We start from the raw sequence: 25992 nt of genomic DNA on the forward strand, positions 1-25992 counted from the left end.
AAGCTTCACCGGCAGGGCGTCTGTCGGTGAAGAAATCAATCAGTCGTTATCGCTGTTGTAGTGGATCACCCGACGCTTGCCGTCGATCTGTACGTCTGCCCATTTCCGTTGTACAGGCCTGACCTCACCGTTGCGCAGCGCCTGAATCAGCGCGTCTTTATCCTTCCCTTCATACAGATAAAGCTCTCCGGTTTGTGCCCATTTTCCGGCCTGACGGGCGAAAATCCGGCAGTTGATGGACGGCGTATCAAACGTATTACAGAAGAAAATTTCTTTCTGCTTATCGTTGTTCAGATCCAGCGTATTGATGATGCATGCGCCTTCTAAACTCAGACAATCACGCAGGGTACTTCGGTAATTCTCCAGCTCAGGCAGGCTTTTCCACCAGGAGTCATCCGGCTGCGATGCGCCTTTGGCCAGGAGGATCTGTTTTTTCGCGTCTTCAATGCGGTAGTTTTTCGCGGCGTTTTCAGCCTCTTTAACGCTGTAAGCACCCCAGCGGGAAGTTTGCGCCATCATGTTTTTCAAGGACGCCTGCAATCGTGGATCCCGGGTGAACGCCGGATTCTCCTGGAGTTTCACCAGCGCCTCATTCCCCCGTCGGCCGGTGTCGAAACGCAGCAGATTCAGTGAGAGATCTTTAGCCTGCGTTTTCCCGCTGTCCAGCCGCGCAATCTGGCTATTCACGCTGATGCGGTAAGGATCCAGCAGCGGGCTGTTGCAGGCAATCACCAGTAAAACCACCAGCAGCGACAGTGGTTTGTTGAACTGCGTAATGCGCGGCAACCAGTCCGGGCGCTTATCGATAACGGAAAAACTGTAGCAAACCGACGCGATCAGCGTGAAGACAATAATCTGCATCGCCCAGATCCGCGACGGCGTCCAGCCGTATTGCGACACGCGCAGACCGGTGGCGTACAGCGCCAGTGCGGCATACACCGGCAGCAGCAAAATCGCGGCGTTGACCATCAGGCGGATGGCTCGCGGATAAGGCTTCACCGGGCTATCCGTTTCCCGCACCACATTTACCAGGATCAGCACGCTCAGCGCCATGGTTGTCAGCAGACTTGCCGCCGACCACGCCTGAGACAGCGCGTTCAGCCCGGTAAACGGCAGCGCAAACAGGAAAATCAGCGCGATAAACGCCACCAGCGGCAACAGACCTTTCAGGATAAAACGGATGATGTTGCGCGTCGTGTTCATCAGCGAAGGCTGGGTGCGGCAGGTGACAATGCTGATGCCCAGAAGCACGCCGTAAAGCAGCCAGCCGACCAGCGGCGTATCGTAAAACAACTGGTGGAAGTATTCGATGCCGATCAGCCGGAACAGTGCCGCCCACAGCGCGACCACCGCAACGGCCAGCAGCATCAGCAACACCGTTAACATCACGCACAGAATATTCTGGCTGTAACAGGCCGCCAGATGGATGTAGCGGTAGCGCGTCTCCGGCGGGAAAGCCTGAACCTGAAGCCACGGCAAAATAAAGAACGTCAGTAATCCCAGCGACAGCTGGAACGGAACAAGAATGCTGTCCGTCATATTTCCAAAAATATTACTTTTTGCCCATGCCGCCAGCCCGGCCAGCAGCAGGGTGAAGACGATAATACTTGCCCAGAACCGGCCGTCTTTCAGCCGCGTAACCGCCAGCGAAATCAGCACCGGTAATACCAGTGCCATAGTTTGCCCGTAAATATTATGCGTAAAGCGAATCAGCGCGGGCGTTTCCGGGGCAGAGAAAAAGAAATACAGCAACAGGCCCTGCAACAGGCATATCGCCATGATAAAAGCACGTGCGGGCGAAGGAACAGGGGGCATTGCGCTTCCTGCCCGGTTGAACTGAGGCATCCGTGACTCTCCAAAGTGTAAGGGGACATGATCAGAAAATTCTTGTCAGTGTAGAGAATTCCGCGGCTGAGTGCAGAAAACTCTTCTCCGGACGGTACTGGCAATTTTGTGAGCCTCACCGCATAACTGGCAAAATCAGCGGCAGTCACTAGGCTTAAATATTGGATGGAGAATTTCGAGGTGAAAATGGCTGAACACGAACTGAAAGAAAAACGCATTGAAATCGTTAAGAATTTCTACGCCAAACTGGATCAGGCGGATGCTTCATTGTTAGATCTCTTTGCCGAAGACGTCGTGCTGTTCTTCCCGAAATTTGGTACCGCCCAGGGTAAATCGTCATTGGGAGAGCTGGGCAAACGTTTTGCGCTGGAGATAGACAAAATTCAGCATATTCAGGATGCTTTCGCCTTTCTGAGTGATGGCGACACGATTGTGCTGGAAGGACAGATGCGCGGCGTGATGCAAAACGGCGACCGCTGGCCAACGTCAGAAGCGGGGCGCCATCATTTCTGCACGGTGTTTGTGTTCGAGGATTTGCTGATAAAACGGGTCAGTATTTATCTGGATCCGGACTTTAATCTTGAGGACAAAAAGCGCGTCAGCAATTACCGCCAGACAGTGAAAGCTGAACCATCTTAAAAAAGAAGGGAAGTGGCTTCAACCCGCCACTTCCCTTCGCAACTCCCCTCCATTATCAGGAATCGGTGGGGACAACGCTGTTTTTGTAGCGTTGCAGGATCGGAGAATTGATATCCGAAGGATTCTGCAACTGCCACAGATTGCGGTCGATACCATCATTCACCAGATAAATTACACCCGACTCAATGGCCGACATCAGGCACAACATCACCGGTTCGTTGGTGGTGTAACCGAGTTCGCCTTCCAGCAGACGCTGGTAATCGATAAAGCGGAACACCCCGGCCTGCACTTCATACGACAGGATTGTTTTGCTGGTATTTACCGATGACAACACTTCCCCGGTATTGACATCGACCGCGCGCAGGTTCACCGCAATCTGATCCAGCTGATACTGCGTGCTGGCGCCAATGCCGAAATAACGTGCCCCGATCCCGCCTGATTTCACATTGCTTTCATAGCCAATAATCGAGCCTTCAATCAGGATATTCGCGGCCACCAGAGAGGAAAGCGGGCGCTGGTTATTGATGGCGACGCTGCCGTTATCCTGTGCGGCACGGATAATTTTGCGTTCATTGAGCAGGTTTTGCAGACCCTGACGTTCCAGAGGAATAAACCATTTCGAATCTTTCAATGCGGAAACCAGCATGGCCGTGGCGCTCTGCGGTACTGCCGTCGAGAAGTTACTCGCCGGATACGGTTTGAACTGGCCCGTTTCATCCTGAATATTGTAAACCGAGACAAAAATTCGCCCTTGGGGTGACGGGAGATGCGTCAGATCCGTATAACTTTGTGCTCTCGGCAATAACGTGGGTTTGGCGGCTTCTTTCGGTGCTGCTGTGAGGCACCCGCTCAGCACAAAAACTGCGATGAGTAATAAATAGCTGCGCATGATGTTGTTCCTGTTTTTATTGGTCATCGGAATCAGTTAGTCGTTGCAGACAAACCCTGAACCTGAATAGTGGAAATTTTGCCGGTTTTGCGGTCAGTGACATTCATCACCAGCTGCCCGTCGGTATTCTGGATATCCACAATAAAGTCCTGTGTCACCAGCCGCCCCGGTTTCCCCTGATTCACGTTACCCATCAGGCTGCCCAGTAATTGCGACTGGATAGACGCGGTAAAGTTATCCAGCGCTGAAGTACTGGACGTGCCGAAATCATACGCATCGGGGTCTTTATACGAGTTTTGCGCCTGCGCCTCATTGAGCAGAAACGCGCCATTATTCGGGTTGCCGCCGAAATTCGGGTTGATGAACTGGAAAACCATATTGCCGCCCCAGGACAACGGGGACGCCGTCAGCAATGCCAGCAGCATCACCGAACGCGGGACAGAGACTGGAATATTCACGATGCTCTCCTTAAAAGAGGCTGTGCATTAAAATTCGTCATGGGCAAGATCCCCGGTACCAAGTAGTGCTTTGTCTAGCTGCCGCCGTGATAAGGCTTCCGTGACCCCGGCAATGGCGGTATCGATGTCCTTATTAAAATTGCGACGGTTCGGAAACAGCAGAGTCTGATACAAGGTGTCCTGACCTATTTTTATGGTGATCCAACTGCCCCAGCGGGCGCTGGGTCTTTCTGAAATAGTGATCGTTTCCGGGTAGTTCTGATCCCAGCGGTCGGTAAAACCACGGTAAAAATCGTGACCCACCGACGTCACCGTGCGGTCGGTAATCAACCCCGGATCCCGTACATCAGCGGCCTGGACATGCACGCAGGTAGCACAAAGCAGCGCCAGCCAGAGCCAGAACGATTTCATACAAGGAGTCATGATGTCAGCGCTTGAGATTGTCGTTAGCCCAGGAAGCCGCCTGAGTACGGTTCTTGACGGAAATTTTCCTAAATAAATTATAAAGATGCGTTTTGACGGTGTTCTCGCTGATAAACAGCAGACGTGCGATTTCCGTGTTCGACGCGCCAACACGTAACTTATTCAGGATCTCTTTTTCACGGTGGGTCAGACCGGTGTCTTCACTGTGAAGATGGCGGAAAGCGCCGGACTGATTGATCAGATAGCTGGCGAACCCCTGAGAGAAATAGCATTCCCCGCGGATCACGCTTCTGATACCTTCCACCAGATGCTCTTCATCGGTCGAAAGATAAAAAACGGCGCTGATCCGTGGCCAGGTTTCGATTTCACGGAAATGATAATTATCGGGCGTATTCAGCAGCAGTAACTTTACGCTGCTGTGATACCGGTTAATGGCTGACTGCCAGGATTCAATGGTCCTGCGGTCCGCTTCCATCATATCGAAGAGAATTAATGTCTCCTGAAGATATTGATCGTCCAGAGACTTATGAATATTGTGCAACCGGGTATTAACGTAAAGTTGTTGTTTTAATTGCTGCAATAAAGCGCTGGCTTGTAATGATGGTTTGGTCACTAATAAAAGAATATTATTATTGATTGCTGCTTCATTACTCATAATGAAACCCTGCCCTGATTTATTATCGCCACAGCCGGCCAATGCCTGACAATTAAAACAGGCATAAAATAGACTGTGATTTTATTTTGCTAAATCTATAGCTGTATGTTTGCTGTGTATATCTGAAAAATGAAAATATACGCAACCTGAGGCACATAATATTTCAGGTCGTTTTATGTGCGGTACAGACTCAATTTAGCTTTTGGTTTCCCTTACGCAAGGCTTATTTATGTTTCAAAATGTAACGTAAAATGTATAAAATTTTCTTAATGTATTGCATTAATTTTTCAGCGCCCAGCTTAAAGGGAATTTAAGTAATGAACTTACACAATCTTAACGTTCGTCCTTGTTAAGGCTGCGAATTTAAGGATTACTTAACGCAAATATCCCTCTGGAAACTGCAACGGTCTGCATGATTCATCGTGAATAAACCCATTATCAGCCTCTCATACATTTGATTTAGCTTAGGTGAGGCTGTGCAAAAGCCCTTTTGCGGCCAGATAACGCGGGGTGAAGCAAGCTGAACAGGAGCTTTACGGGCAATGTTAAGGGTTGGAAATGTGCGAAAGATCTCTTTTATGGCCGAATGCATGTCAGTATTTTATTAAGAATAGTTGCATTTGTGTGATTATTTGACCGGCTATTTTTTAGCACTTTAGGATTAATGCCATGGGGTAGATTAGCCGCGCTGACCTTTTACTCAAATGTTCTGGTCAATCCGCATGAGAAGTGCATCCTCATACTTTTTGATGAAGCTGGAAATTAAAATACGACGTGCGGGTGAGTTTCTTATTCGGATGAAACACCATAATCAATTCGTCAGCAGCAATAAAACCGGCGAGCTTATTATCAGGCGTCGGGTTTAAAAAGGTGACGAAATGAAGAAGACATTACTGACCCTGGCGTTACTTTCCATATCCTGGGTCGTTCACGCACAACAATCTGACATGGGTTACTCAGATTTAAATTCTGACAGTCCGGATCAGTATTTTGCTGGCGCGAGAAATTCATCAGGGAATTCATCAACGATTTACCAGAACGGTAACAGTAATGTGGCCTATACGAATCAGACGAGTTCCGGCAGTTCAAGCGTTATTCGTCAGATAGGTACAGAAAATACCGCGGTGGTAAATCAGAGAGGTAATGGGAATAACGCTGATATTTCCCAAAGCGGCAGCGATAATTTTGCCTACATATCGCAAAGCGGCGGCGGGGATGCATCCATTACGCAACAAAATTTTGGCAATACGGCTTACATTCTGCAAAAAGGCCGGAGTGTGACGGAAATTCGCCAGAATGGTACGAACCAGAGCAGCGGTGTCGTACAAAACTCGTCAGGAATGGCGATTAGAGTGACACAGCATTAACAAACATACGTTCTTATGACATGACATCCGATATTAAACCAATGGGGTAGCATCATGAAACTTTGGAAAATTGTGGCAGTCTCCGCTTTAGTCGTCAGTGGCAGTGCATTTGCAGGTGGTGGGTACGGTGGGGGCGGTTCTGGCCCATCCGGTCCGTCCACTCCTCCGTCAACAGTACCCACATTCTCAACGACTCAGTGGAACTCTGAAATCCAGATCTATCAGGAAGGTAACGGTAACTATGCCAATGCTGACCAAAGCGGGGTTAAGAATTCACTGACCGCTATTAATCAGAATGGCTACAAAAATGCCGCAACCACGTCTCAAACCGGTGATAAGAGCCTGATCAGCATTATTCAGAAAAATGGCGGTCTTAACACGGCTAACGTGAACCAAAGCGCCGATCAGAGCCAGGTTCTGGTATCTCAGTCTGGCTGGGCCAACTTGTCTCAGAACAGTCAGAGTGCCAATGGCAGCCTGACCAGTGTGACTCAGGTAGGCACTTCAAACGTGGCTTATACTAACCAGCACTAAGCCTGCGCGCGAAATGAAAAACAGGGCACGAGCCCTGTTTTTTTTCGACTGGATCCAGAGGATAAATGTGATGCACTTACTTCTGATTGCCGCCGTAATGTCCAACCAGCTCTGGTTTGATACCCATAATGACGCCCAAACCTACACGGTAACGCCGATGGTCAGCCTCACCAAAGCCTGCGCTTGTCAGGTAGCGGTGTCCGTTTCGCAGGAAAGCACCGCCGGAACCAGCACCAGCCGCCAGAGCCAGAACATGAATCTCGCCGCCAGCCAGGCGCAACCGCTCGGGCAAATGCGTTTTGCCGTCAGACCCGGTGGGAAAACGCAAATCATGATTACGGTTACGGACGGCGATAAACTGCGGCTGGAAAAACAGCTAACGCTGCCCAATGATGCATAACGGTTAACATATAGAGCAGACGGCGTTTAAACGAGTCAGACCGCCAGACTGTCGTAGCCTTTGCGGCGATAATTGAGGGCGGAAATGCCCCAGAACACCACAAAAATTGCCACGGCGGCATACCCGACGCTGCCCATATTGTCATTGAGTTCTCCGACAACGCGCCAGAATGCGCCGTGCAAATCCAGCTTGTCTGCCATCAGCCCGAGCGCTTCCAGCCCGCCGATAAACAGGGCGATAAATACGCTGGTGGCCGTAATGGTCATATTGTAATAGAGCTTGCGAACCGGTTTATCAAACGCCCAGCCGTACGCGCCCACCATGACAAAATTGTCGAGCGAGTCGACAAGTGCCATGCCGCTGGCGAACAGCGCCGGGAAAATCAAAATACTCCAGACCGACATCCCGGAAGACGCGCCCGCCGCGGAAATGCCCAGCAGACCGATTTCCGTGGCGGTATCAAACCCCAGCCCGAACAAAAATCCGACCAGATACATCTGCCAGCTTTTATTCACCAGATTAAATGCGAAACTGAAAATCCGGCTCATGATGCCGCCCTGAACCTGATTCAGCTCTTCTTTATCTGAGAAAGTCTGCCCTTGTTTAACTTTCTGAAAACGACGATATACATCCCGCAAAATCAACGCATTCAACAGCGCCATCATCAGTAAAAACAGTGCAGAAATCAGCGTGCCGAGGGTGCCGCCATAATCATGCAGCCAGCCGATTTTATTGCCGAAAACCAGCGATGTGGCGGCGATCGCCACACAGGCCAGCACCACAATGCTGGAATGCCCGAGTGAGAAAAATGCCCCGACCGCCACCGGCCGCTGGCCCTGCTGCATCAGCTTGCGGGTCACGTTATCGATAGCCGCAATGTGATCCGCATCGACCGCGTGCCGCAAGCCATAGCCGTAAGCCAGCAACGCCGCTGCCATCAGTGCCGCATGATGGCGAAACACCAGAAATGCCCAGGCCCAGGCCAGTAAATTAATAGCCACCAGACCGGTTAAAAGCCAGGAAGCGCGGCGGTGTGTGTGGAAAATGTCACGGCTAATCATGGGGATCCTTATTGTTTTGATAAAGAAGTTGAAACAGAAGCTGAAACAGAAGCAGAAATAAAAGAAGAGAACTGAAGGCGCGCACAGGCGACCACCGCCTGACCCAGCGCCAGCCCGCCGTCACCGGCCGGGACGTTTTGCGGCATCAGCACCCGCAAGGGCGACAGATGATGGTGCAAACGCTGGCGCAGCAGGCGGTTATGCAAAACACCGCCGCCGAGTGCAACGGTACGGATACCGGTGCGGGCACAATGAAAACGGGCGAGGGCGGCAAAACCCTGCGCGAGGGCGTCATGAAAAGCGAAAGCCCGTGCAGCAGGCGGTGCCTGCCAGGCGAGCCACTGCTGCCAGAAAGTGGCTAAATCCAGAAATATGCCACCGGATGTATGGCGCAACGGGAGCGTAACCGGATGCGAAATGCCTTCCGCGCGGTGAGCCAGTGCTTCAAGCCGGCAGGCGGCTTCGCCTTCACAACTCAGCTGCGCCGGTGCACAGCCGAGCGCGGCAGCGACGGCATCAAACAGTCGCCCGCAGGAAGACGCCAGCGGCGAATTCACTCCGGCGGCGATGGCTTTCGACAACGGCAGCCAGGGGTGTTCATCCAGCACGCGCGATTCGTGCAGCGACTGCCAGCCGGGCACGAAAGCCTGCCACTGCGCCAGCAAATTGCGCCACGGTTCACGCGCCGCGCGGTCGCCGCCGGGCAGCGCTACGGCAGGTAAACCTCCTAAATGTTCGCAATGCAGATAATCCACCTGCAAACATTCACCGCCCCACAGCGCGCCGTTTTTGCCTGCCGGAATGCCGTAACCCAGCCCGTCCAGCGCCAGCCCGATGACTTTTCCGCCGTCCAGCGGCCAGCCGTTTTCTGCCAGACACGCCGCGAGATGCGCGTGATGGTGAAATACATCAACCACCCGTATTCCGTGGCTTTCTGCCTGAACGTGGCTGACATAAGCAGGGTGCGCATCGCGGGCAATCGCCACCGGCGTGCATTCATAAAGCTGCCGGAAATGCTCAATGGCCTGCTGTTGCTGGCGGGCAATATCGCCGTCAGCCAGCGATCCGAAATGCGCGCTGAGAATGGCCTGATTGCCGCGTACCAGACAAAACGTATTTTTGAGGTCGCCGCCTAGCGCCAGCACTGGCGGCTGGGTGTTGAAACCGGCGGGCAGCGGCAGCGCATCCGGCACAAAACCTCGCGCACGACGCAGAACTTCGGTGCCCTGCGGTGTCACGCGAACCAGCGAATCGTCGGCGCGCTGAACGATGTCGCGGTTATGCAACAGGAAGACGTCGGCAATTTTGCCGAGCTGACGAAGTGCATCGTCATTGTTTAAAACCGGCGCACGCCCTGCCGCATTCCCTGACGTCATCACCAGCGGGGTGCCGCAGGCCTGCATCAGCAAATGATGCAACGGCGTAAACGGCAGCATCAGCCCGACTTCATCCAGCTCCGGCGCCACCGCCGCGCACAAAGGCGACGTGGCGCTTTTTGCCGTCAGCACAATCGGCGCGGCAGGCGAACTCAGAAGCTCCCGCAACGCAAACTGCGGACTGTCGTCACTGCATTGCGCCAGCCAGCCGATATCCGGCAGCATTACCGCCAGCGGTTTTGACGGGCGATTTTTGCGTTCCCTCAGCCGCATAACTGCATTCTGTTGCGTGGCATCGCATGCCAGATGAAAACCGCCCAGCCCTTTGATCGCAACAATTTCACCCGCCTGCAATGCGGCCACGGCGTATCTGAGCGCTGCATTTCCCTGCACCCGCGTTTCGCCGTTTTGCCGCGTGGCGCTCACTTGTGGCCCGCAGTCCGGGCAGGCGACCGGTTGTGCGTGAAAGCGCCGGTCGGCCGGGTTTTGATATTCCCGCTGACATTCCGGGCAGAGCATGAATTCCGCCATGCTGGTGGAAGGACGGTCGTAAGGCATGGCGCGGATCAGCGTAAAACGCGGACCGCAGTGCGTGCAGTTGGTAAAGGCATAGCCGAAACGGCGGTCGCCGCGGCGGGTGATTTCCTTCAGACATTCCGGACAGGTCGCCGCATCGGGTGCCACTTGCGTGTCCATCTGGCTCTGGCGGCTGGGCGTGATGGTGAAATCCTCAGGAGGCGTTTGCCAGTCGAAAGGGTCGAAACGGATACTGTCGATGCGCGCCAGCGGCGGACAATCGCGTTTTACCTGAGCGATAAACGCGTCGATATCGCCCGGCTGAAAAAGTCTGATTTCCACGCCCGCACTGTCATTACACACCTCGCCACGAAGCTGCATCCGTTCTGCCAGTTGCCAGATAAAAGGCCGGAAACCGACGCCCTGAACCTTGCCGCAGATACGGATCACGTGAGAATCAAACATACAGCCTCTTGGGATTTTGGGTGTGCTCCTCCCCCTGCGCAGGGGAAGGAGCTTAAAACCCTCTATTTTGGGAGTTAAAAAAACTAAACCTCTATCACCGGGATCACATCCTCAACGGCGCTGCGCAGACGCGCCTTCATGTCGCTGTAGGTTTGCTGTGCGTAGTTTTCCGCCCAGCGCTGGTCGGCAATCTGCTGAACGTTAACGGCGCAATACTTGGTTTCCGGCGTTTTAGAGACCGGATCCAGATTATCCTGCGTCAGTTCGTTACAGGCACCAATCCACCACTGATAGGTCATGTACACCGCGCCGATATTGATACGTTCATTGAAGTTGGCGCGTGAAATGACTTTGCCACGGCGCGAGGCGACCCAGACCAGTTGCTGGTCGCGGATGCCGAGCGCTTCGGCGTCCTGCGGGTGCATCTGCACAAAGCCCGGTTCGTCGGCCAGTGTTTGCAAAGCGGCGCAATTGCCGGTCATTGAGCGGCAGGAATAGTGGCCGACTTCGCGGACGGTACACAGCACCAGCGGATAACTCTCATCCGGCACTTCTGCCGGTGCGCGCCACGGTGCGGCAAACAGCTGGCCTTTGCCGGTTGGCGTATCGAATCGGTTGTCGGCGTAAAGGTACTGCGTCCCCGGGCTTTCGAGGGTGGTGCAAGGCCACTGAACGTGCCCAAGTTCGCCCATTTTTTCGTAGGTTGCGCCGTAGAACAGCGGGCACAGCTCACGCATTTCGTCCCAGATTTCCTGGTTATCGTTGTAATGCATCGGATAACCGAGTTCTGTCGCCAGCAGGCTGATGATTTCCCAGTCGCGTTTGACGTTGTATTTCGGTTCGATGGCTTTTTCGAAACGCTGGAAGCCGCGGTCAGCACAAGAGAACACGCCGCCGTGTTCGCCCCACGACGTGGCAGGCAGAATGACGTCGGCCTGCTCAGCGGTTTTGGTCATGAATATGTCCTGCACAACGACAAATTCCAGCGCCTCGAAGCCTTTGCGCACCAGACCTAAATCAGCTTCGGTCTGCAACGGATCTTCGCCCATGATGTAGTAGGCTTTCACGTGGCCTTCAATCGCCAGGTGGGGGATTTCGGTGATGCGGTGGCCGACTTCAGCGTCCATCTGGTTAACGTCAATGCCCCACGCATCGGCGAATTTCGCACGAACTTTTGCGTCGGTGACGGCCTGATAGCCGGGGAATTCATTCGGCAGAACGCCCATATCACAGGCACCCTGCACATTATTTTGTCCGCGAACCGGCCCGACACCGACGTTGGCGCGGCCCAGATTACCGGTCAGCAGCGCCAGCCCGGCCAGCCCTTTCACCACGTCTACAGCCTGACCAAACTGAGTCACGCCCATGCCCCACATGATGGTGGCAGAAGGGGCGGCGGCGTAAGTGCGCATCGCCTGACGGATTTGCTGTGCAGAAACGCCGGTCTGTTCGGCGACCGCTTCCGGTGAATAATCGGCAACGTTTTTGCGGTATTCCTCGAAGCCTTCGGTGTATTTCGCCACGTAGTCGTGGTCATACAGGTTTTCTTCGATCAGCACATGGGCGAACGCGTTCACCAGCGCCATGTTACAGCCGTTTTTGATTTGCAGATGCTGATCCGCAATGCGCGCGGTTTCGATGCGGCGCGGATCACAGACGATAATCTGTGCGCCTTTTTCTTTGGCTTTGATCACGCGGCGCGCGACGATCGGGTGGGAGTCCGCGCAGTTATAGCCGATTACCAGCAGGCATTTTGAATTCTCGATATCGCCGATGGAGTTACTCATTGCGCCGTTACCGAGCGTTGCCTGCAAACCGGCAACGGACGGGCCGTGGCACACGCGGGCGCAGCAGTCGACGTTGTTGGTGCCGATGACCGCACGGGCAAACTTTTGCATCACATAGTTGGTTTCGTTGCCGGTACCGCGGGAAGAACCGGTATGCATGATGGCGCGCGGGCCATGTTTTTGTTTGATTTCTTTCAGGCGCTGCGCGGTATAGCGAATGGCTTCATCCCAACTGACGGCTTCAAATTTTCCGCCTTTCTGACGGCGGATCATTGGCTGCGTCAGGCGCGGGGTCAGCAGTTTGGTATCGTTAAGGAAATCCCAGCCGTAATAACCTTTCAGACAGAGTTCACCCTGATTAGTGACGCCATTGGCGGCTTCGGCGCGAATGATTTTTCCGTTATCCACAACCAGATTCAATTTACAGCCGGCCCCGCAATACGGGCAGACGGTGGTGATTTTTTTCATGTGATTACTTCCTCTATCCGGAGTTAAAACAGCAGGGGAGATGTGCTGTCGAGCGCAGCGCGGCGGCGTTTTTCTGCGTTCATTTCCTGTAAGTGATTACGGTCGATGGCGTAAAGCGCCTTGGTCGGGCAGATTTCCATGCACGCCGGGCCTTCTGCGCGGGTGTGGCACAGGTCGCATTTATGCGCTTCAGCTTTGTCGGACGTGGCAACCATTGCGGCACCGTTCTGGCGGAAAATCGGTTTGGTGACCACTTCCATCGCGCCATACGGGCAGGCGACAACGCAGGTTTTGCAGCCGATGCAGCGTTCCTGCATCACCTGAACGTGGTCGCCGGTGCGCAGGATCGCGCCATTCGGGCAGACGTTGGCGCAGGGCGCGTCTTCGCACTGGCGGCACATCACCGGCGTACTGAGATTCACGCCTTTAATGACGTGCAGGCGCGGGGCGAATGTGGCGGCGTTCAGCAGCGAGATATCCTGAGAATCGCTGTGCGCCATGACGCAGGCAATTTCACAGGTACGGCAGCCGATGCATTTTTTAGGGTCGGCGATAATGAACCGGTTCATGTCTACTCTCCAAATCCCCGTCGTCCCTGGCACCGCAGGTGCGTTGGCTGCGTTCACCCGACCGAATCACTGACGCATGTCAGCTCATCGGGACTCCTTCGCTTGCCGCCTTCCTGCAATGCCAGTGCCTTAGGGGATTTCTGTGTACTTAAATTGAAGTGGTTAAAAGTTTTCATCTACTGCTATACATAAACCATGCCAGTTTTATGGTTTTATTTTTATAGTTGTTTTTCAATGAGTTAATGATTCTCTTGCCTGCCGATGACGACGCGTGTCACTGACGTCATGTCCGCGTCGTCACCACATCGACAGTTATGTCGACAGCAAGGTCAGGCGGTTTCTGCCTGAAAAGGCGCGATGCCCATGCCCTGTTCCAGCGCCGGTAACAGCTGATGCAAACGGATGACGGCCTGTTCCACGGCGTCGCTCATCGGGTAATAAAACGCGACGACGTCCGGCTGAATGCCGACAAACGTGATTTGCGGGATATCCTCACGCAGCTGCTGCATGAGAAACGTCAGCGGCAAATTGTGGGTGGTCATCATGAACATTTCGCTGATGTCGCTTTCTTCGAGAATGCGTATCTCACCGGGCATCAGCCCCATGTCGGTGGCGTCCACGATCACCAGATGCGCCGGGCGCAGCTCGCGTAAATAGCCGATGTCGTTTTCCGGCGCGGCACCGCCGTCAACGACTATCCAGCCGCTGAGCGGTTTTTCTGCACACAGTTCTGCCAGCCGGGGCCCGGCGCCGTCATCGCCCATCATGCTGTTGCCCACACAAAGCAGCGCGTAGCGGGAAGTGGAATCAGGCATCGTATCTCCTGACCATCAGGTACATCGCGGGGTCACTTTCGATTTGTCCGAGCAGGGCGATGAGCTGGTCGCTCCAGCCCTGCTGTTCTTCATTCATCTGCGGGCGGGCATCGCGCAGCGCCAGCGCCAGTAAATGGGTGTGGCTGCTGTCGATATTGATTTCGCCAAAACGCTGTACGCCCGCCAGTTTTCGGTAAGCTTCCCCCTGTTCTGGCAGGCACCTGACCCATTGCTGGTAACCGGTCAGCGGGCATTCGAGGCGGGATTTCAGGCAGTCGATCACCCCGAGGTGGTGGCCGATCGCCAGGCTGTAATACACCACTTCCTGCACTTTCTGCGAGCTGCGCTTTTGCGCACTTTTCTCGTCGACAAATTTGCTGCTCAGTGAGTAAAAAATCACTTTGTTCTTTTCGGCCTGATGACCGGAAAAAGGCTGATGCTGCGCGTAGCGCTGGTCGTTTCCTGATGTCATCACAGACGCACCTCCCCGCGCAGAACCTGTTGATAAATTTGTTGCAGGTTGCCGATAATTTCAGTGAGGCGCAGGTCGCCGCGTTCACTGAGGTAGGTTGAAACGCGCTGTTCCACCGGCTGAAGGCCGGGCGCGGCCACGATATTCATAAACTCATCGGCAATCTGGCGGCCATAACGGTAACCGGCCATGCGGCGCGCTTCGCGGTCGAGTAAAACGCGCAACGGCTGCGGCAGATCCGGATGCAGTAATTCCGCCGGTGTCGCTGCGGCGTCGTCGTGCTGCTGTCCTTTGATTTTCTGATCCAGCAAACCGAGCGCCATCGCGAAGCCGTAAATGGTGGCCGCCGGTGTCGGCGGGCAGCCCGGAATATACACGTCGACCGGTACGATTTTGTCAGTGCCGCCCCAGACGCAGTAAAGGTCGTGGAAAATGCCGCCGCTGTTGCCACAAGCTCCGTAAGAAATGCAGATTTTCGGATCCGGTGCGGAATCCCAGGCGCGCAGTGCGGGCATACGCATGGCGCGGGTGACCGCGCCGGTGAACAGCAGAATGTCGGCATGGCGCGGTGACGGGACGACTTTGATGCCAAAACGTTCGGCGTCGAACAGCGGTGAAATCGCCGCGAAAATCTCAATCTCGCAGCCGTTACAGCCGCCGCAGTCCACGCGGTAAACGTAGGCGGAGCGGCGGATGCTGTGCAGCAGGGTGGATTTCAGTTTTGCGATGCTTTCGTCAAGCGTGACGGGCACCGGCAGGCCATTTTCGTCGCGGGGTGCAATCGGGTTATGACTCATGAACGGGCCTCCGTGGTCATATGGCGGCCGATATCAATACGGTCGGTGGAAGAAAGACTGTGCATTTTCTTGCATGACGGACAGGTTTCGTACTGCACGCGGCGGTCGGCGATTTGCCGGTCACTCAGCGCGGCGCTTTCCTGCAAGAGGCTGAGCGCGAAGTCGATTTCCTTTTGCACGGCGTAAGGTTTGCCGCATTCACGGCAATGGCAGATGGGGAAATCCGCTGTTTCGTACAAATCTTCTTTGCGCCATACCGCCAGTTCAAATTCCTGCGACAGTTTGATGGCCGCCGTCGGGCAGACTTCCTCGCAGCGGGCGCAGAAAATGCAGCGGCCTAAAAACAGTTGCCAGCGCAGGGTTTCACCGTCTTCCGCCGTGGTCATGGTCAGCGCGTTAGACGGGCAGGCGTTGGCGCAGGCCCCGCAGGCAATACACTGCTGCGCGGTGTATTGCGGCTTTCCGCGAAAATTCGGTGCCAAATCCAGCGGCGTGAACGGATAACCCACGGTGGCTGTGCCCGTTTTCAGCACTTTTTTAATCAGTTTCAGCATGATTTAAGTGATTCCTTAAAGCGGCGAGTTTTTGCGTTCGATGCCGTAACGTTCGATCTCTTTATAAGGCACGACGATGGTCGTTTTCTTACGCACATCGACCACGGTCATGCGGTCGGTGCAGGAATAACAAGGATCGAGACTGCCGATAATCAGCGGAGCGTCGGAGACGGTATTGCCACGCAGCATATAGCGCAGCGTCGGCCAGTTGGCGTACGTCGCCGCACGGCATCGCCAGCGGAAAAGCTTCTGGTTGTCGCCGGTCATGCTCCAGTGGATGTCATCGCCGCGCGGGGCTTCGGCAAAACCGAGGGCAAAGCGGTGCGGAATATAGGTAAACCCTTCCACCGCCAGCGGGCCGCCCGGCAGGCTTTGCAGGCCAAACTCAATCATATTCAGGGCGTTATAAACTTCGTGGATGCGGACTTTAAGACGGGAATAGACGTCGTTGCCGGTTTCGCTACAAATCTCAAACGGCAGTTTGGCGTAACCGGCATAAGGATGATCCTGACGCATATCCCGGCGGTGGCCGCTGCCGCGCACCATCGGGCCGACGTTGCTGAAATCACGCGCGACCTGCGGATCCAGAATGCCGACGCCGACGCTGCGTTGTTCGGTATTCGGCGTGCTGAGCAGAATATCCACCAGCTCACCGAGGTCACGACGCATGCTGCCCGCCAGCGCAATGGTCTGGATCATGTCGTCTTTTAAGATGTCGCGGCGGATCCCGCCGATCAGGTTCATGCCGTAGGTTTTGCGAGCGCCGGTCAGGATTTCGGCCATTTTCATGGACTGTTCGCGGATGCGGAAAAACTGCATAAAGCCGGAGTCAAAACCGACGAAATGGCAGGCCAGCCCGAGGTTCAGCAAATGGCTGTGCAGACGTTCCACTTCCAGCAGTATTGAGCGGATCATCTGGGCACGTTCCGGCACCACAATCCCCATCGCATTTTCCACCGATGAGGTATACGCCACGCTGTGGGTAAAACCGCAGATGCCGCACACGCGGTCAGAAAGGAACGTGACTTCGTTATAGCCCATGCGGGTCTCGGCCAGTTTTTCCATCCCGCGGTGGACGTAAAACAGACGGTAATCCGCGTCGATAATGTCTTCGCCATCGACAAACAGACGAAAATGTCCGGGTTCGTCAGAAGTGACGTGCAGCGGGCCAATCGGCACAATTTTGCTGCCTTCTTTGGCTTGCGAAATAAACGGATAGGTTTCGTCGTCGGTCGTCGGTGCCGGGCGCTGACGGTAATCCATTGAATCTTTGCGCAGCGGATATAAATCATCCGGCCAGTCGTCCGGCAGCACCAGACGACGCTCGTCCGGCAACCCGACCGGGCGTAAACCATACATATCACGAACTTCGCGTTCACCCCAGACTGCCGCGGGCACGCGCGGCGTCACGGACGGGAATTCCAGCGAAACCGGATCCACTTCGGCGCGCACGGTGATCCAGCACTTCACGCCTTTTTCCATCGACAGCACGTAATACAGCGCATAGTTGCCACACAGCGTGCGTTCATCATTGCCGAATAACACGGAAAGCCAGCCGCCTTGCTGGTAATACAACCACTCGACCACTTCCGGCAGCGCGTTCAGCTTGATAGTCACCGTCGCCTGCGTATCGGTCTGCCATTCGCTGCCTGAAATGGCCGCCGGGAACTGCTTCGCCAGCGCAGCAAGATAATGTTTGCCGACCGGGTTTTGATTTAATGCGGTATTGAACTCACTCATTGCAAAGCCTCTTCCCGCCGTGGCGGGATAAGAAAAATGTCAGGTCAGCCTGCGACCAGCCAGGAAACCAGCGCCAAAAATGCCAGCCCGAAGCCCGCCCATGTGGTGCGGGAGGTTTTGAGAAAACGCAGACGGGCGACGCTGTTCTCGACAAGTGCCACCAGAAAAACGGCGATCAGCAGTTTCACCAGGCTCAGCACCACGGCAGTCAGCAATGCCACCGGCGTGATGTGATCCACCTGCCCGAACGGAAAGAACAGGCCGAGAAAAAGCTGCAACACCACCAGCTGTTTCAGGCTGATGCCGATTTTCAGCACGCCCAGCGCGGCACCGGAATATTCGGTCAGCGGGCCTTCCTGTAATTCCTGCTCGGCTTCGGCCATATCAAACGGCAATTTGCCCATTTCGATATACGTGGCAAACGCGCAGGCCAGACCGGCCAGAATGAGCGTCAGGGAAGATGACACCGGCCAGTGCAGCACGCGGGTGGCAATCGCGCCGAGCGAGGTGGAACCCGCCACCAGCGCGGCGACCCACAGGCCGAGCAGCAGGATCGGTTCGACCAGCACGCCCAACACTGCTTCACGGCTGGCGCCGATGCCGGTGAACGTGCTGCCGGTATCCAGCCCGGCGATGGCAAACACAAAGCGCACCACGGCAAACAGATAAATCACGGTAATCAGGTCACCTGCTGCGCCCATCGGCGAAGCCAGCGTCACCACCGGCAGGGCGGTGGCGATAACCAGCAATCCGCCGGTCAGCAGATACGGCATGCTGCGAAACGCCGGGCCGGATGCCGCCGGTGCCACACTCTGGCGTTTGAGTAATTTGGCGATATCACGGTATTCCTGTAATACCCCCGGGCCGCGACGGTTGTGCATCCGGGCGCGCATGACGCGGCTGAATCCGGCAAACAGCGGAGCCACCGCCAGCAGCGAGAAGGCCTGAATCAGCGCCAGCGGCCACAGAGAACCGTTCAGCAAAAAGGGAAAATTCATAGTCAGTTCCTCAGGCAAAAGCCACGACCAGCAACACGGCCAGTTCGATGAAAGCCAGACGACGGCAGAAAGCCCCGAGCCAGCCCTGATGCAGCGTGCTCACCAGTTTTGCGGGCATGATGTGCCGGCGCAGGCGGTACAGCGGGCCAAACATCACGCGCAGTGGCTGGGTAAAACCGGTCGCAGTGACCACCATGTCAGCGGAATGCCCGTAACCACAGGCCCAGGCCTCGCCGCGCAAACGGTTCGGCATGCGGGCACCGCGCAGAACGGCGGCAATAATCCACGGCAATAAAGGCATCCCCAAAAGCAGGAGCGCCACCATCGGGGCGGAAACAGCGGAAGTCGGGGAGAACACCGCACCGTGCTGCGCGGTTTGCAAAACAGGCGTGTTCAGAACGGAAGCGGCAACGGCGGCGAAGTGCGGAATAATCCACGGTGAGGCGACACCGAAAATGACGCACAGCAGTGCCAGCAAAACGCTGCTCAGCGTCATAGCCAGCGGGGCAGGCGTCGCATCTTCTGCCGCCTTGCTGCGCGGCGCGCCAAGAAACGTCACGCCGAAAACTTTCGCCACGCACATCAGGGCCAGCGCGCCGGTGAGCGCCAGCCCGACGGCCAGCAGCGGGCCGAGCAGACGTGCGATAAACAGCGGCGCGGCGCTCAGCTGGAACAGTGACTGATACAGCAGCCATTCGCTGGCAAAGCCGTTAAGCGGCGGCAGCGCGGCCATCGACATCAGCGCGACAAGCATCGCCACGGCGGTCCACGGCATCAGACGGGCGATACCGCCGAGCTTTTCCATATCCTTTATGCCGGTCTGCATTTCAATTTCACCGGCACCGAGGAACAGCGCGGTTTTAAACAGACCGTGGTTGAACAGATGGAACAATCCGGCCAGCAGCGCCAGCGCCGCCAGTTCCGGCATATTCAGCGCCACGCCGGTCATCGCACCGCCGACGCCAAGCAGAATAATCCCCACGTTTTCCAGCGTGTGATAGGCCAGCAGACGGCGGATATCGTGCTCCATCAGCGCGTACAGCCCGCCAATAAACGCGGTCAGGATTGCCAGCAACAACACCAGCAGGCCCCACCAGAGTGGCGGTGCGCCGAGCAAATCCAGACCGACTTTTACGATGCCAATAATGCCGATTTTCATCAGTACGGAAGAGAACAGCGCTGCGGCATGCGCCGGTGCGCTGGAATGAGACTGCGGCACCCAGGCGTGCAGCGGAATAATCCCGGCGTAAAGCCCGAAGCCCGCCAGCGCCAGCAGGAAGGCCAGCGATTTTGCGCCCGCCGGGAAGGCGGTGTGGCGCAGAACGTCAAAATCCAGACTTCCGCTGACGTGATGTAAAACCGTGAACGCCAGCATCAGGCAAACCGTGCCGAGGCGGCCGGATAAAAACTGATTCAGACCCGCACGGCGGCTTTTCACATCGTCGGTTTGTACGATCAGGAAGTAGGCGCACAGCGCGGCCAGTTCCATCATCACCAGCAGTTCAATGGCGTTATTCGCGACTGCCGCCGCCGTCAGCGCCGCCGTCAGGAAGTTGCACAACAAGCCGGTGCGGCCGCGTTTTCGTGACGTCGTTCCCGCCAGCCACGCCCAGGCGTACAGGCTGCAAAACAGCGCCGTGACTGACATTGCCAGCAATAATAATCCGTTCAGCGGGCTGAGTTCAGCGGTGAAAGGCAGCGCGGGCAACGCGACTGTCTGCACCGCGGTGCCGCGGTGAACGATCTCAAAAGCCGCGACGATGACCGCCGCAGAAGCCAGCATGCCGCCCAGCCCGGAAAGCAGGCTGCTGAGCCGTGCGATGGCAGAAAATACCCAGCCCGCCACGCCGCTCACCAGCCAGATAAGTAGCGCCAGCGCCAGCAAAGAGGCGGGTTCTAAAGCAAACAAAGCCGTCATTATTTGGCCCCCGAGTCAGGCGTGGTGAAAGTGGAATAACCGTCAGGGAAAGCATTCATCGCATTCAGGCGTTTTTGCTGGCTGCTGTGTTCGGCCAGGCTGGCGGTAACCAGCGTGATGGCCTGCGTCGGGCAGGTTTTGATGCACGCCGGTCCGTCCGGGCTAAAGCTGCATAAATCGCATTTCACGGCCACGGCACGCAATCCGGGTACGCAATCCAGGAACGGGCTGACGGCGCGCGGCGCTCGCGGGGCGGGCAGTGCTTTTGAGGTATTGCAGTTGTGCGGAATATCCAGCGGCGAACTGCCGGAAAAGGTGATCGCGCCAAACGGACAGGCAATTCCGCACAGTTTGCAGCTCACGCACAGGCTTTCGTTGAGGTGAATGGCCTCGTCCTGACGGGTGATGGCATTGACCGGGCAGACTTGCGCACACGGCGCATCTTCACACTGGTGGCACATGACCGGCGCAGAATCCAGCCGGTTGCGCATCACCTGCAAACGGGGCGCAGACTGCAAGCCGTGCAGCTGATGTTCCTGCGAACAGCTGGCCATACAGGTGTTGCAGCCGATACACAATTTCGGATCGGCTATCACATATTGATTCATGGCGGCGACGCGACTCATGAAGTCTCCTTTTCATTTCGTCAAAGGTGACGAAATCGGCACTTAAATTGACATTTCGACATTTATGTCGGAATTAATCCCCGTAAAAACCGGTAATCAAATGACGCGGGAAAATATTTCCGTCAGACCGGCGTAATAATGTATTTCTGCATATGAATCAGGCGTGGCTAAGTAATTTTTCTAATTGCGCCGCAATAGGCCGATTGTTGTGCAGGGAGTCGTAAATACACTGATAAATTGCGGAAATCTTATTTAAATAATGTTCCAGAACGGCGTTTTTATCGTGGATATCCACAGTGTCGTCGATCTTACCTTCTTCGCTCAGCGCGGCGTGGGCAAAGGTTTTGAAATCAGGCTCTTCACCGTTGTGCGCCATGTTCAGGCTGTACACGATGTCCTGACTGTAGAAGTCATCGCTCAGGTGAATGCTGACGGTGAAATAGTTGAACAGCGTGAAGCGGATATCCTGATCTTCGCCACAGGAGAACTCGTGATTAATCTTCTTATTTGAATGAGTTACCGCCTGAATCAGGCTGTTCTGGTAAGCGCGCCACTGTGATTTCAGATGGCTGTTTTTGCTGGCAATATAATCGGCCTTCGTGGTCAATTCGCTGAGAGTGCTCATGTCATACCCTGTTATTGTGTTGTGCGTGAGTGTCATTTTTCATCGCCCCGTGACGACTGAAAAATGGCGCATAACCCTCTAAGGGCATAAAGCGTGCCAGTTTCGATATTTATTTTATTAATGATTATAAATCAGTGTATTAGGTGTTTTTCGCCCGTTCGTGGTTCAACGCGGGCGAATAAAGGGTGTGTCGATGACACGTTATTTCGACAGTTATGACGCACTAATTCCGTCACCGGAAAAGTCCGGTCTTTTAATAAGCGTCATGAAATCTGGCATTAATATTGCAGAAGTCCTTTTATCTGACTCCATCGGGAGGGGAAATCATGCACGAAATAACGTTGTGCCAGAATGCCGTGGAAATAATGCAGGAATTTGGTCAGCAAAATAATGCGCGGAGAATAACCGCGGTATGGATGGAAATTGGGGCTTTTTCCTGCGTCGAGCCGGAAGCGCTGCAATTTTGTTTTGAGCTGGCGTGTCGGAAAACACTGGCCGAAGGCTGCGCGTTGCATCTCGATACGCCCGCGGCGCAAAGCTGGTGTCACGATTGCCAGAAAGATATCCGCCTGTTTCGCCCCGACGTGCTGCTTTGCCCGGAATGCGGCGGCCGAAATGTGCGGGTAATCGCTGACGACGGTATGAAAATTAAACGTATTGAAATCGAATAACGGGTATCAGAAACCCGGGGGAGAAAACTATGTGCAGTACCTGCGGTTGTGCCAGCGGCGAGCTTCGGATTGAAGGCGTCAGCAGTGAACATTCTCACCACGATCATTCGCATCCACATGAGCACGGCCATTCGCACGGTTTGCCGTTTGCGCCGCGTCGGCTGGTGGATATCGAAATGGATGTGCTGGCGAAGAACAATCATATCGCCGCGCATAACCGCGAGCATTTTGCGCAGGCCGCCATTCTGGCGCTGAATCTGGTCTCCAGCCCCGGTTCCGGCAAAACGACGCTACTGACCAGCACGCTGACCCGTCTTGCGCCGTATTTCGACTGCGCAGTGGTGGAAGGCGATCAGCAAACCACCAACGATGCGGATCGTATCCGGGCGACCGGCGTTCCGGCGATTCAGGTGAATACCGGCAAAGGTTGCCATCTCGATGCGCAGATGGTGCATGACGCGGTACATCAGCTGTCGCCGAACAATAACAGCCTGCTGTTTATAGAAAACGTCGGCAATCTGGTGTGTCCTGCCAGTTTTGATCTCGGCGAACGGCATAAAGTGGCGGTGCTTTCCGTCACTGAAGGCGAGGACAAACCGCTGAAATATCCGCATATGTTTGCGGCCTCGCGCCTGATGATCCTCAATAAAATCGACCTGTTGCCGTACGTCAGTTTTGACGTCGAAACCTGCATCGCCAATGCGCGGCAGGTCAACCCGGAAATTGAAGTGATCCGCCTTTCCGCCACCACCGGCGAAGGCATGGACGAGTGGCTGGCGTGGCTGGAGCAGCAGCGATGTGCATAGGCATTCCGGGGCAAATCGTTGCGCTGCATGAGCAACAGCCCGATCACGCGTGGGCAGAAGTTTGCGGCTTGCGACGTGAGGTGAATATCGCGCTGGTTTGTGAAGGCATCAGCGAACGCGAACAGCTGATTGGCGGCTGGGTGTTAATTCACGTCGGGTTTGCGCTGAGCCGTCTCGACGAGCACGAAGCGCAGGAAACGCTGGCGGCACTGCACGCCATGGAAGAAGTGGAAGCCGATGTCGCGCTGTTTCTCGGCGCGGGGGAGGCCAGATAATGCGTTTTGTCGATGAATTCCGCGACCCGAAGCTGGCGAAAACGCTGATTGAACGCCTGCATAAACGGGCGGCACAACTGCCGTATAGCGCTGAAAAGCCGATGCAAATTATGGAAGTCTGCGGCGGTCATACGCACGCTATTTTCAAATTTGGTCTGGATAAACTGCTGCCTCCGCAGCTGGAATTTATCCACGGCCCTGGCTGCCCGGTGTGCGTGTTGCCGATGGGGCGGATTGACGCCTGCTGCGAAATTGCGGCGCACCCGGACGTGATTTTCTGCACCTTTGGCGATGCGCTGCGGGTGCCGGGAAAACAGGGTTCGCTGCTGAATGCACGCGAACGCGGCGCGGATGTGCGGGTGGTCTATTCGCCGCTCGATGCCCTGAAACTGGCGCGGGAAAACCCGCAGCGGCAGGTGGTATTTTTCGCGCTCGGTTTTGAAACTACGCTGCCGGTGACGGCGGTCACACTGCAACAGGCGCGGCGCGAAGGGCTGACCAATTTCAGCGTCTTTTGCCAGCACATCAGCCTGATCCCGACGTTGCGCAGTTTGCTGCAACAAGACGATGTCCGCATCGACGCTTTTCTCGCGCCCGGCCACGTCAGCATGGTGATCGGCACCGCGCCGTACCATTTCATTAATACGCAATTCGGCAAACCGCTGGTGGTCAGCGGGTTTGAACCGCTGGACATGCTGCAAAGCGTTTTAATGCTCGTAGAACAAGTTTGCGAGGCATCGTGTAAAACCGAAAACCAATACCGGCGCATCGTGCCCGAAGAGGGTAATGTGCTGGCACAAAACGCGATCCGCGAAGTCTTTCAGCTTTCAGGCAGCAGCGAATGGCGCGGGCTGGGCCTTATTGAGGCGTCGGGAATTTCCCTGACGGAAACCTATTCTGCCTTCGATGCCGAACGCCGTTTCAGGCCGCAGACACAATCGGTGGCCGATGATCCGCGTTCGCGCTGCGGCGACGTGCTGACAGGGCGCTGCAAGCCGCATGAATGCCCGTTGTTTGGCACCGGCTGCACGCCGCATAACGCGTTTGGCGCGCTGATGGTCTCCTCAGAAGGTGCCTGCGCCGCCTGGTATCAGTACCGGTATCTGGAAAATGAACCCGCACAGGAACAGCAAGAGATGAAACAGAAGGTGGCAGGATGAGCGAGCGCAATGACGTAGTGACGATGGCGCACGGAAGCGGTGGTCGCGCGATGCAGCAGATGATTGAAAGAATGTTTCTCAGCGCATTTGATAATCCGTGGCTCAACGAACGCGAAGATGGCGCGCGGTTATCGCTGGCCGCGATGAGCGAGCAGGGCGATCGTCTGGCCTTTACCACCGATAGCTATGTCATTGATCCGATTTTCTTTCCCGGCGGTAATATCGGCAAACTGGCGGTGTGCGGCACGGCAAACGATTTGTCCGTCAGCGGCGCAATACCGGCGTATCTCTCCTGCGGATTCATTCTGGAAGAGGGGTTGCCGATGGACGATTTGCAGAAAATTATCAGCCTGATGGCGCAAACCGCGCGCGAGGCGGGGATCGCCATTGTCACCGGCGACACCAAAGTCGTGCAGCGTGGCGCAGCCGATAAAATTTTCATTAACACCGCCGGGATCGGCGTGATCCCTGGTGATGTGGCGTGGGGGGCGGGGCAGATTCAGTGCGGAGATAAAGTGATCGTCAGCGGCACGCTGGGGGATCACGGCGCCACCATTCTCAATCTCCGCGAGCAGCTGGGAATGGATCTCGGTATTCAGAGTGACTGCGCCGTGCTGGCGCCAATGGTTGCGCCGCTGCGCGCCGTTTCCGGCGTCCACGCCCTGCGCGATGCGACGCGCGGCGGGGTTAACGCGATTTTGCATGAGTTCAGCGAGGCCAGCGGTTTCGGCATTTCCATTGATGAAAATGCACTACCGGTCAAATCCGCGGTACGGGGAATTTGCGAACTGCTGGGGCTGGAACCGCTGAATTTTGCCAATGAAGGCAAACTGGTGGCGGTGGTTTCTGCGCAGGCGGAAGAAAGGGTACTGAATTTATTGCGAAAGCACCCGCTGGGCGCGGACGCCGCAACGATCGGCGAGGTCACCGAAAATCCGCAGGTCTGTCTGCGCGGCGCGCTGGGTGTCTCCCGGCAGCTGATGCTGCCACATACCGAACCTTTACCCCGCATTTGTTGATCTCATCAGGGGGGCTGAGTCCCACGAAAGGGGTAGACTTTTCCGTATTGCCCTTTTTTCAGAA

General features: G+C 55.5%; 27 protein-coding genes. 9 read left to right on the forward strand and 18 right to left on the reverse strand.

Annotation, left to right across the window (positions count from 1 at the left end; all coding sequences use genetic code 11):
• Positions 1-39: 39 nt before the first annotated feature.
• Positions 40-1815, reverse strand: a complete 1776-nt coding sequence (locus tag J8X26_RS10360; RefSeq protein WP_244370475.1) for a DUF4153 domain-containing protein — start codon at positions 1813-1815, stop codon at positions 40-42.
• 216 nt (positions 1816-2031) lie between these two features.
• Between J8X26_RS10360 and J8X26_RS10365 the strand changes: the two genes are divergently transcribed.
• Positions 2032-2484 (forward strand): nuclear transport factor 2 family protein, encoded by a 453-nt coding sequence (locus J8X26_RS10365; RefSeq protein ID WP_152324482.1) that lies wholly within the window; start codon positions 2032-2034, stop codon positions 2482-2484.
• Positions 2485-2539: 55 nt separating this feature from the next.
• Here J8X26_RS10365 and csgG read toward each other — a convergent pair whose 3' ends face one another.
• Genes csgG through csgD form a run of 4 tightly spaced genes read right to left on the reverse strand, consistent with a single transcriptional unit; the run spans position 2540 to position 4909 of the window.
• Complete coding sequence (csgG, locus tag J8X26_RS10370; RefSeq protein ID WP_152324481.1) at positions 2540-3373, reverse strand: curli production assembly/transport protein CsgG; 834 nt, start codon at positions 3371-3373, stop codon at positions 2540-2542.
• 32 nt (positions 3374-3405) lie between these two features.
• Positions 3406-3798 carry a curli production assembly/transport protein CsgF gene (csgF, locus tag J8X26_RS10375; RefSeq protein ID WP_152324726.1) on the reverse strand — a complete coding sequence of 131 codons (393 nt, stop codon included), beginning with the start codon at positions 3796-3798 and terminating at the stop codon, positions 3406-3408.
• Between the two features lie 60 nt (positions 3799-3858).
• Entirely contained in the window at positions 3859-4242 is a 384-nt protein-coding gene (gene csgE / locus J8X26_RS10380) for a curli production assembly/transport protein CsgE (protein ID WP_152324480.1), read from the reverse strand.
• Positions 4243-4258: 16 nt separating this feature from the next.
• Positions 4259-4909: a biofilm master transcriptional regulator CsgD gene (gene csgD / locus J8X26_RS10385; protein ID WP_152324479.1), complete on the reverse strand. Its 651-nt coding sequence runs from the start codon at positions 4907-4909 to the stop codon at positions 4259-4261.
• A gap of 878 nt (positions 4910-5787) precedes the next feature.
• On the opposite strand from csgD, the gene J8X26_RS10390 reads away from it, so the two are divergent.
• The 3 genes from J8X26_RS10390 (at position 5788) to csgC (ending at position 7210) form a co-directional block, all read left to right on the forward strand.
• On the forward strand, positions 5788-6276 hold the full coding sequence (locus J8X26_RS10390; protein WP_152324478.1) for a curlin: 489 nt from the start codon (positions 5788-5790) through the stop codon (positions 6274-6276).
• Between the two features lie 54 nt (positions 6277-6330).
• Positions 6331-6810, forward strand: coding sequence for a curlin (locus J8X26_RS10395; RefSeq protein WP_152324477.1), 480 nt, complete (start codon positions 6331-6333; stop codon positions 6808-6810).
• Between the two features lie 70 nt (positions 6811-6880).
• Positions 6881-7210, forward strand: coding sequence for a curli assembly chaperone CsgC (gene csgC / locus J8X26_RS10400; protein WP_152324476.1), 330 nt, complete (start codon positions 6881-6883; stop codon positions 7208-7210).
• A gap of 35 nt (positions 7211-7245) precedes the next feature.
• Here csgC and J8X26_RS10405 read toward each other — a convergent pair whose 3' ends face one another.
• The 13 genes from J8X26_RS10405 to J8X26_RS10465 form a co-directional block, all read right to left on the reverse strand.
• A complete protein-coding gene (locus tag J8X26_RS10405) occupies positions 7246-8271 on the reverse strand; it encodes a HoxN/HupN/NixA family nickel/cobalt transporter (protein ID WP_152324475.1) in 1026 nt (341 codons plus the stop codon).
• An 8-nt stretch (positions 8272-8279) separates the two neighbouring features.
• Entirely contained in the window at positions 8280-10628 is a 2349-nt protein-coding gene (hypF, locus tag J8X26_RS10410) for a carbamoyltransferase HypF (RefSeq protein ID WP_208950859.1), read from the reverse strand.
• 83 nt (positions 10629-10711) lie between these two features.
• Positions 10712-12883: a formate dehydrogenase subunit alpha gene (gene fdhF / locus J8X26_RS10415; protein ID WP_208950860.1), complete on the reverse strand. Its 2172-nt coding sequence runs from the start codon at positions 12881-12883 to the stop codon at positions 10712-10714.
• A 23-nt stretch (positions 12884-12906) separates the two neighbouring features.
• Complete coding sequence (gene hydN, locus J8X26_RS10420; RefSeq protein ID WP_152324472.1) at positions 12907-13452, reverse strand: electron transport protein HydN; 546 nt, start codon at positions 13450-13452, stop codon at positions 12907-12909.
• Positions 13453-13781: 329 nt separating this feature from the next.
• Positions 13782-14267 carry a hydrogenase maturation peptidase HycI gene (hycI, locus tag J8X26_RS10425; RefSeq protein WP_208950861.1) on the reverse strand — a complete coding sequence of 162 codons (486 nt, stop codon included), beginning with the start codon at positions 14265-14267 and terminating at the stop codon, positions 13782-13784.
• Complete coding sequence (locus J8X26_RS10430; protein ID WP_208950927.1) at positions 14260-14739, reverse strand: formate hydrogenlyase maturation HycH family protein; 480 nt, start codon at positions 14737-14739, stop codon at positions 14260-14262. Before J8X26_RS10430 ends, hycI begins: the two co-directional genes overlap by 8 nt.
• Positions 14739-15536, reverse strand: a complete 798-nt coding sequence (locus J8X26_RS10435; protein WP_152324470.1) for an NADH-quinone oxidoreductase subunit B family protein — start codon at positions 15534-15536, stop codon at positions 14739-14741. The genes J8X26_RS10430 and J8X26_RS10435 overlap by 1 nt, the downstream gene beginning before the upstream one ends.
• Positions 15533-16090 (reverse strand): formate hydrogenlyase complex iron-sulfur subunit, encoded by a 558-nt coding sequence (locus tag J8X26_RS10440; RefSeq protein WP_152324469.1) that lies wholly within the window; start codon positions 16088-16090, stop codon positions 15533-15535. The genes J8X26_RS10435 and J8X26_RS10440 overlap by 4 nt, the downstream gene beginning before the upstream one ends.
• 15 nt (positions 16091-16105) lie before the next feature.
• Positions 16106-17830 carry an NADH-quinone oxidoreductase subunit C gene (locus tag J8X26_RS10445; RefSeq protein ID WP_152324468.1) on the reverse strand — a complete coding sequence of 575 codons (1725 nt, stop codon included), beginning with the start codon at positions 17828-17830 and terminating at the stop codon, positions 16106-16108.
• A 44-nt stretch (positions 17831-17874) separates the two neighbouring features.
• Positions 17875-18828 (reverse strand): respiratory chain complex I subunit 1 family protein, encoded by a 954-nt coding sequence (locus tag J8X26_RS10450; protein ID WP_152324467.1) that lies wholly within the window; start codon positions 18826-18828, stop codon positions 17875-17877.
• Positions 18829-18838: 10 nt separating this feature from the next.
• Positions 18839-20746, reverse strand: coding sequence for a proton-conducting transporter membrane subunit (locus tag J8X26_RS10455; RefSeq protein WP_208950862.1), 1908 nt, complete (start codon positions 20744-20746; stop codon positions 18839-18841).
• Entirely contained in the window at positions 20746-21354 is a 609-nt protein-coding gene (locus tag J8X26_RS10460; protein ID WP_208950928.1) for a 4Fe-4S dicluster domain-containing protein, read from the reverse strand. The genes J8X26_RS10455 and J8X26_RS10460 overlap by 1 nt, the downstream gene beginning before the upstream one ends.
• A 175-nt stretch (positions 21355-21529) precedes the next feature.
• Positions 21530-21997 (reverse strand): formate hydrogenlyase regulator HycA, encoded by a 468-nt coding sequence (locus J8X26_RS10465; RefSeq protein WP_165058381.1) that lies wholly within the window; start codon positions 21995-21997, stop codon positions 21530-21532.
• Positions 21998-22323: 326 nt separating this feature from the next.
• Between J8X26_RS10465 and hypA the strand changes: the two genes are divergently transcribed.
• From hypA to hypE, 5 genes are read left to right on the forward strand one after another with little or no spacing between them, the layout of a single operon-like run.
• The gene (gene hypA / locus J8X26_RS10470) at positions 22324-22668 is read left to right on the forward strand and encodes a hydrogenase maturation nickel metallochaperone HypA (protein WP_152324464.1); all 345 of its coding nucleotides are present in this window, start codon (positions 22324-22326) and stop codon (positions 22666-22668) included.
• 29 nt (positions 22669-22697) lie between these two features.
• Positions 22698-23474 (forward strand): hydrogenase nickel incorporation protein HypB, encoded by a 777-nt coding sequence (gene hypB, locus J8X26_RS10475; RefSeq protein WP_165058380.1) that lies wholly within the window; start codon positions 22698-22700, stop codon positions 23472-23474.
• On the forward strand, positions 23465-23749 hold the full coding sequence (locus J8X26_RS10480) for a HypC/HybG/HupF family hydrogenase formation chaperone (RefSeq protein WP_104921178.1): 285 nt from the start codon (positions 23465-23467) through the stop codon (positions 23747-23749). Before hypB ends, J8X26_RS10480 begins: the two co-directional genes overlap by 10 nt.
• Entirely contained in the window at positions 23749-24909 is a 1161-nt protein-coding gene (hypD, locus tag J8X26_RS10485) for a hydrogenase formation protein HypD (protein WP_208950863.1), read from the forward strand. The genes J8X26_RS10480 and hypD overlap by 1 nt, the downstream gene beginning before the upstream one ends.
• Positions 24906-25928: a hydrogenase expression/formation protein HypE gene (gene hypE, locus J8X26_RS10490; protein ID WP_208950864.1), complete on the forward strand. Its 1023-nt coding sequence runs from the start codon at positions 24906-24908 to the stop codon at positions 25926-25928. The genes hypD and hypE overlap by 4 nt, the downstream gene beginning before the upstream one ends.
• Positions 25929-25992: the final 64 nt, after the last annotated feature.

This window comes from Rahnella sp. ChDrAdgB13 (genome assembly GCF_017655185.1).
In the GTDB taxonomy this organism is placed as follows: Bacteria; Pseudomonadota; Gammaproteobacteria; order Enterobacterales; family Enterobacteriaceae; genus Rahnella; species Rahnella contaminans.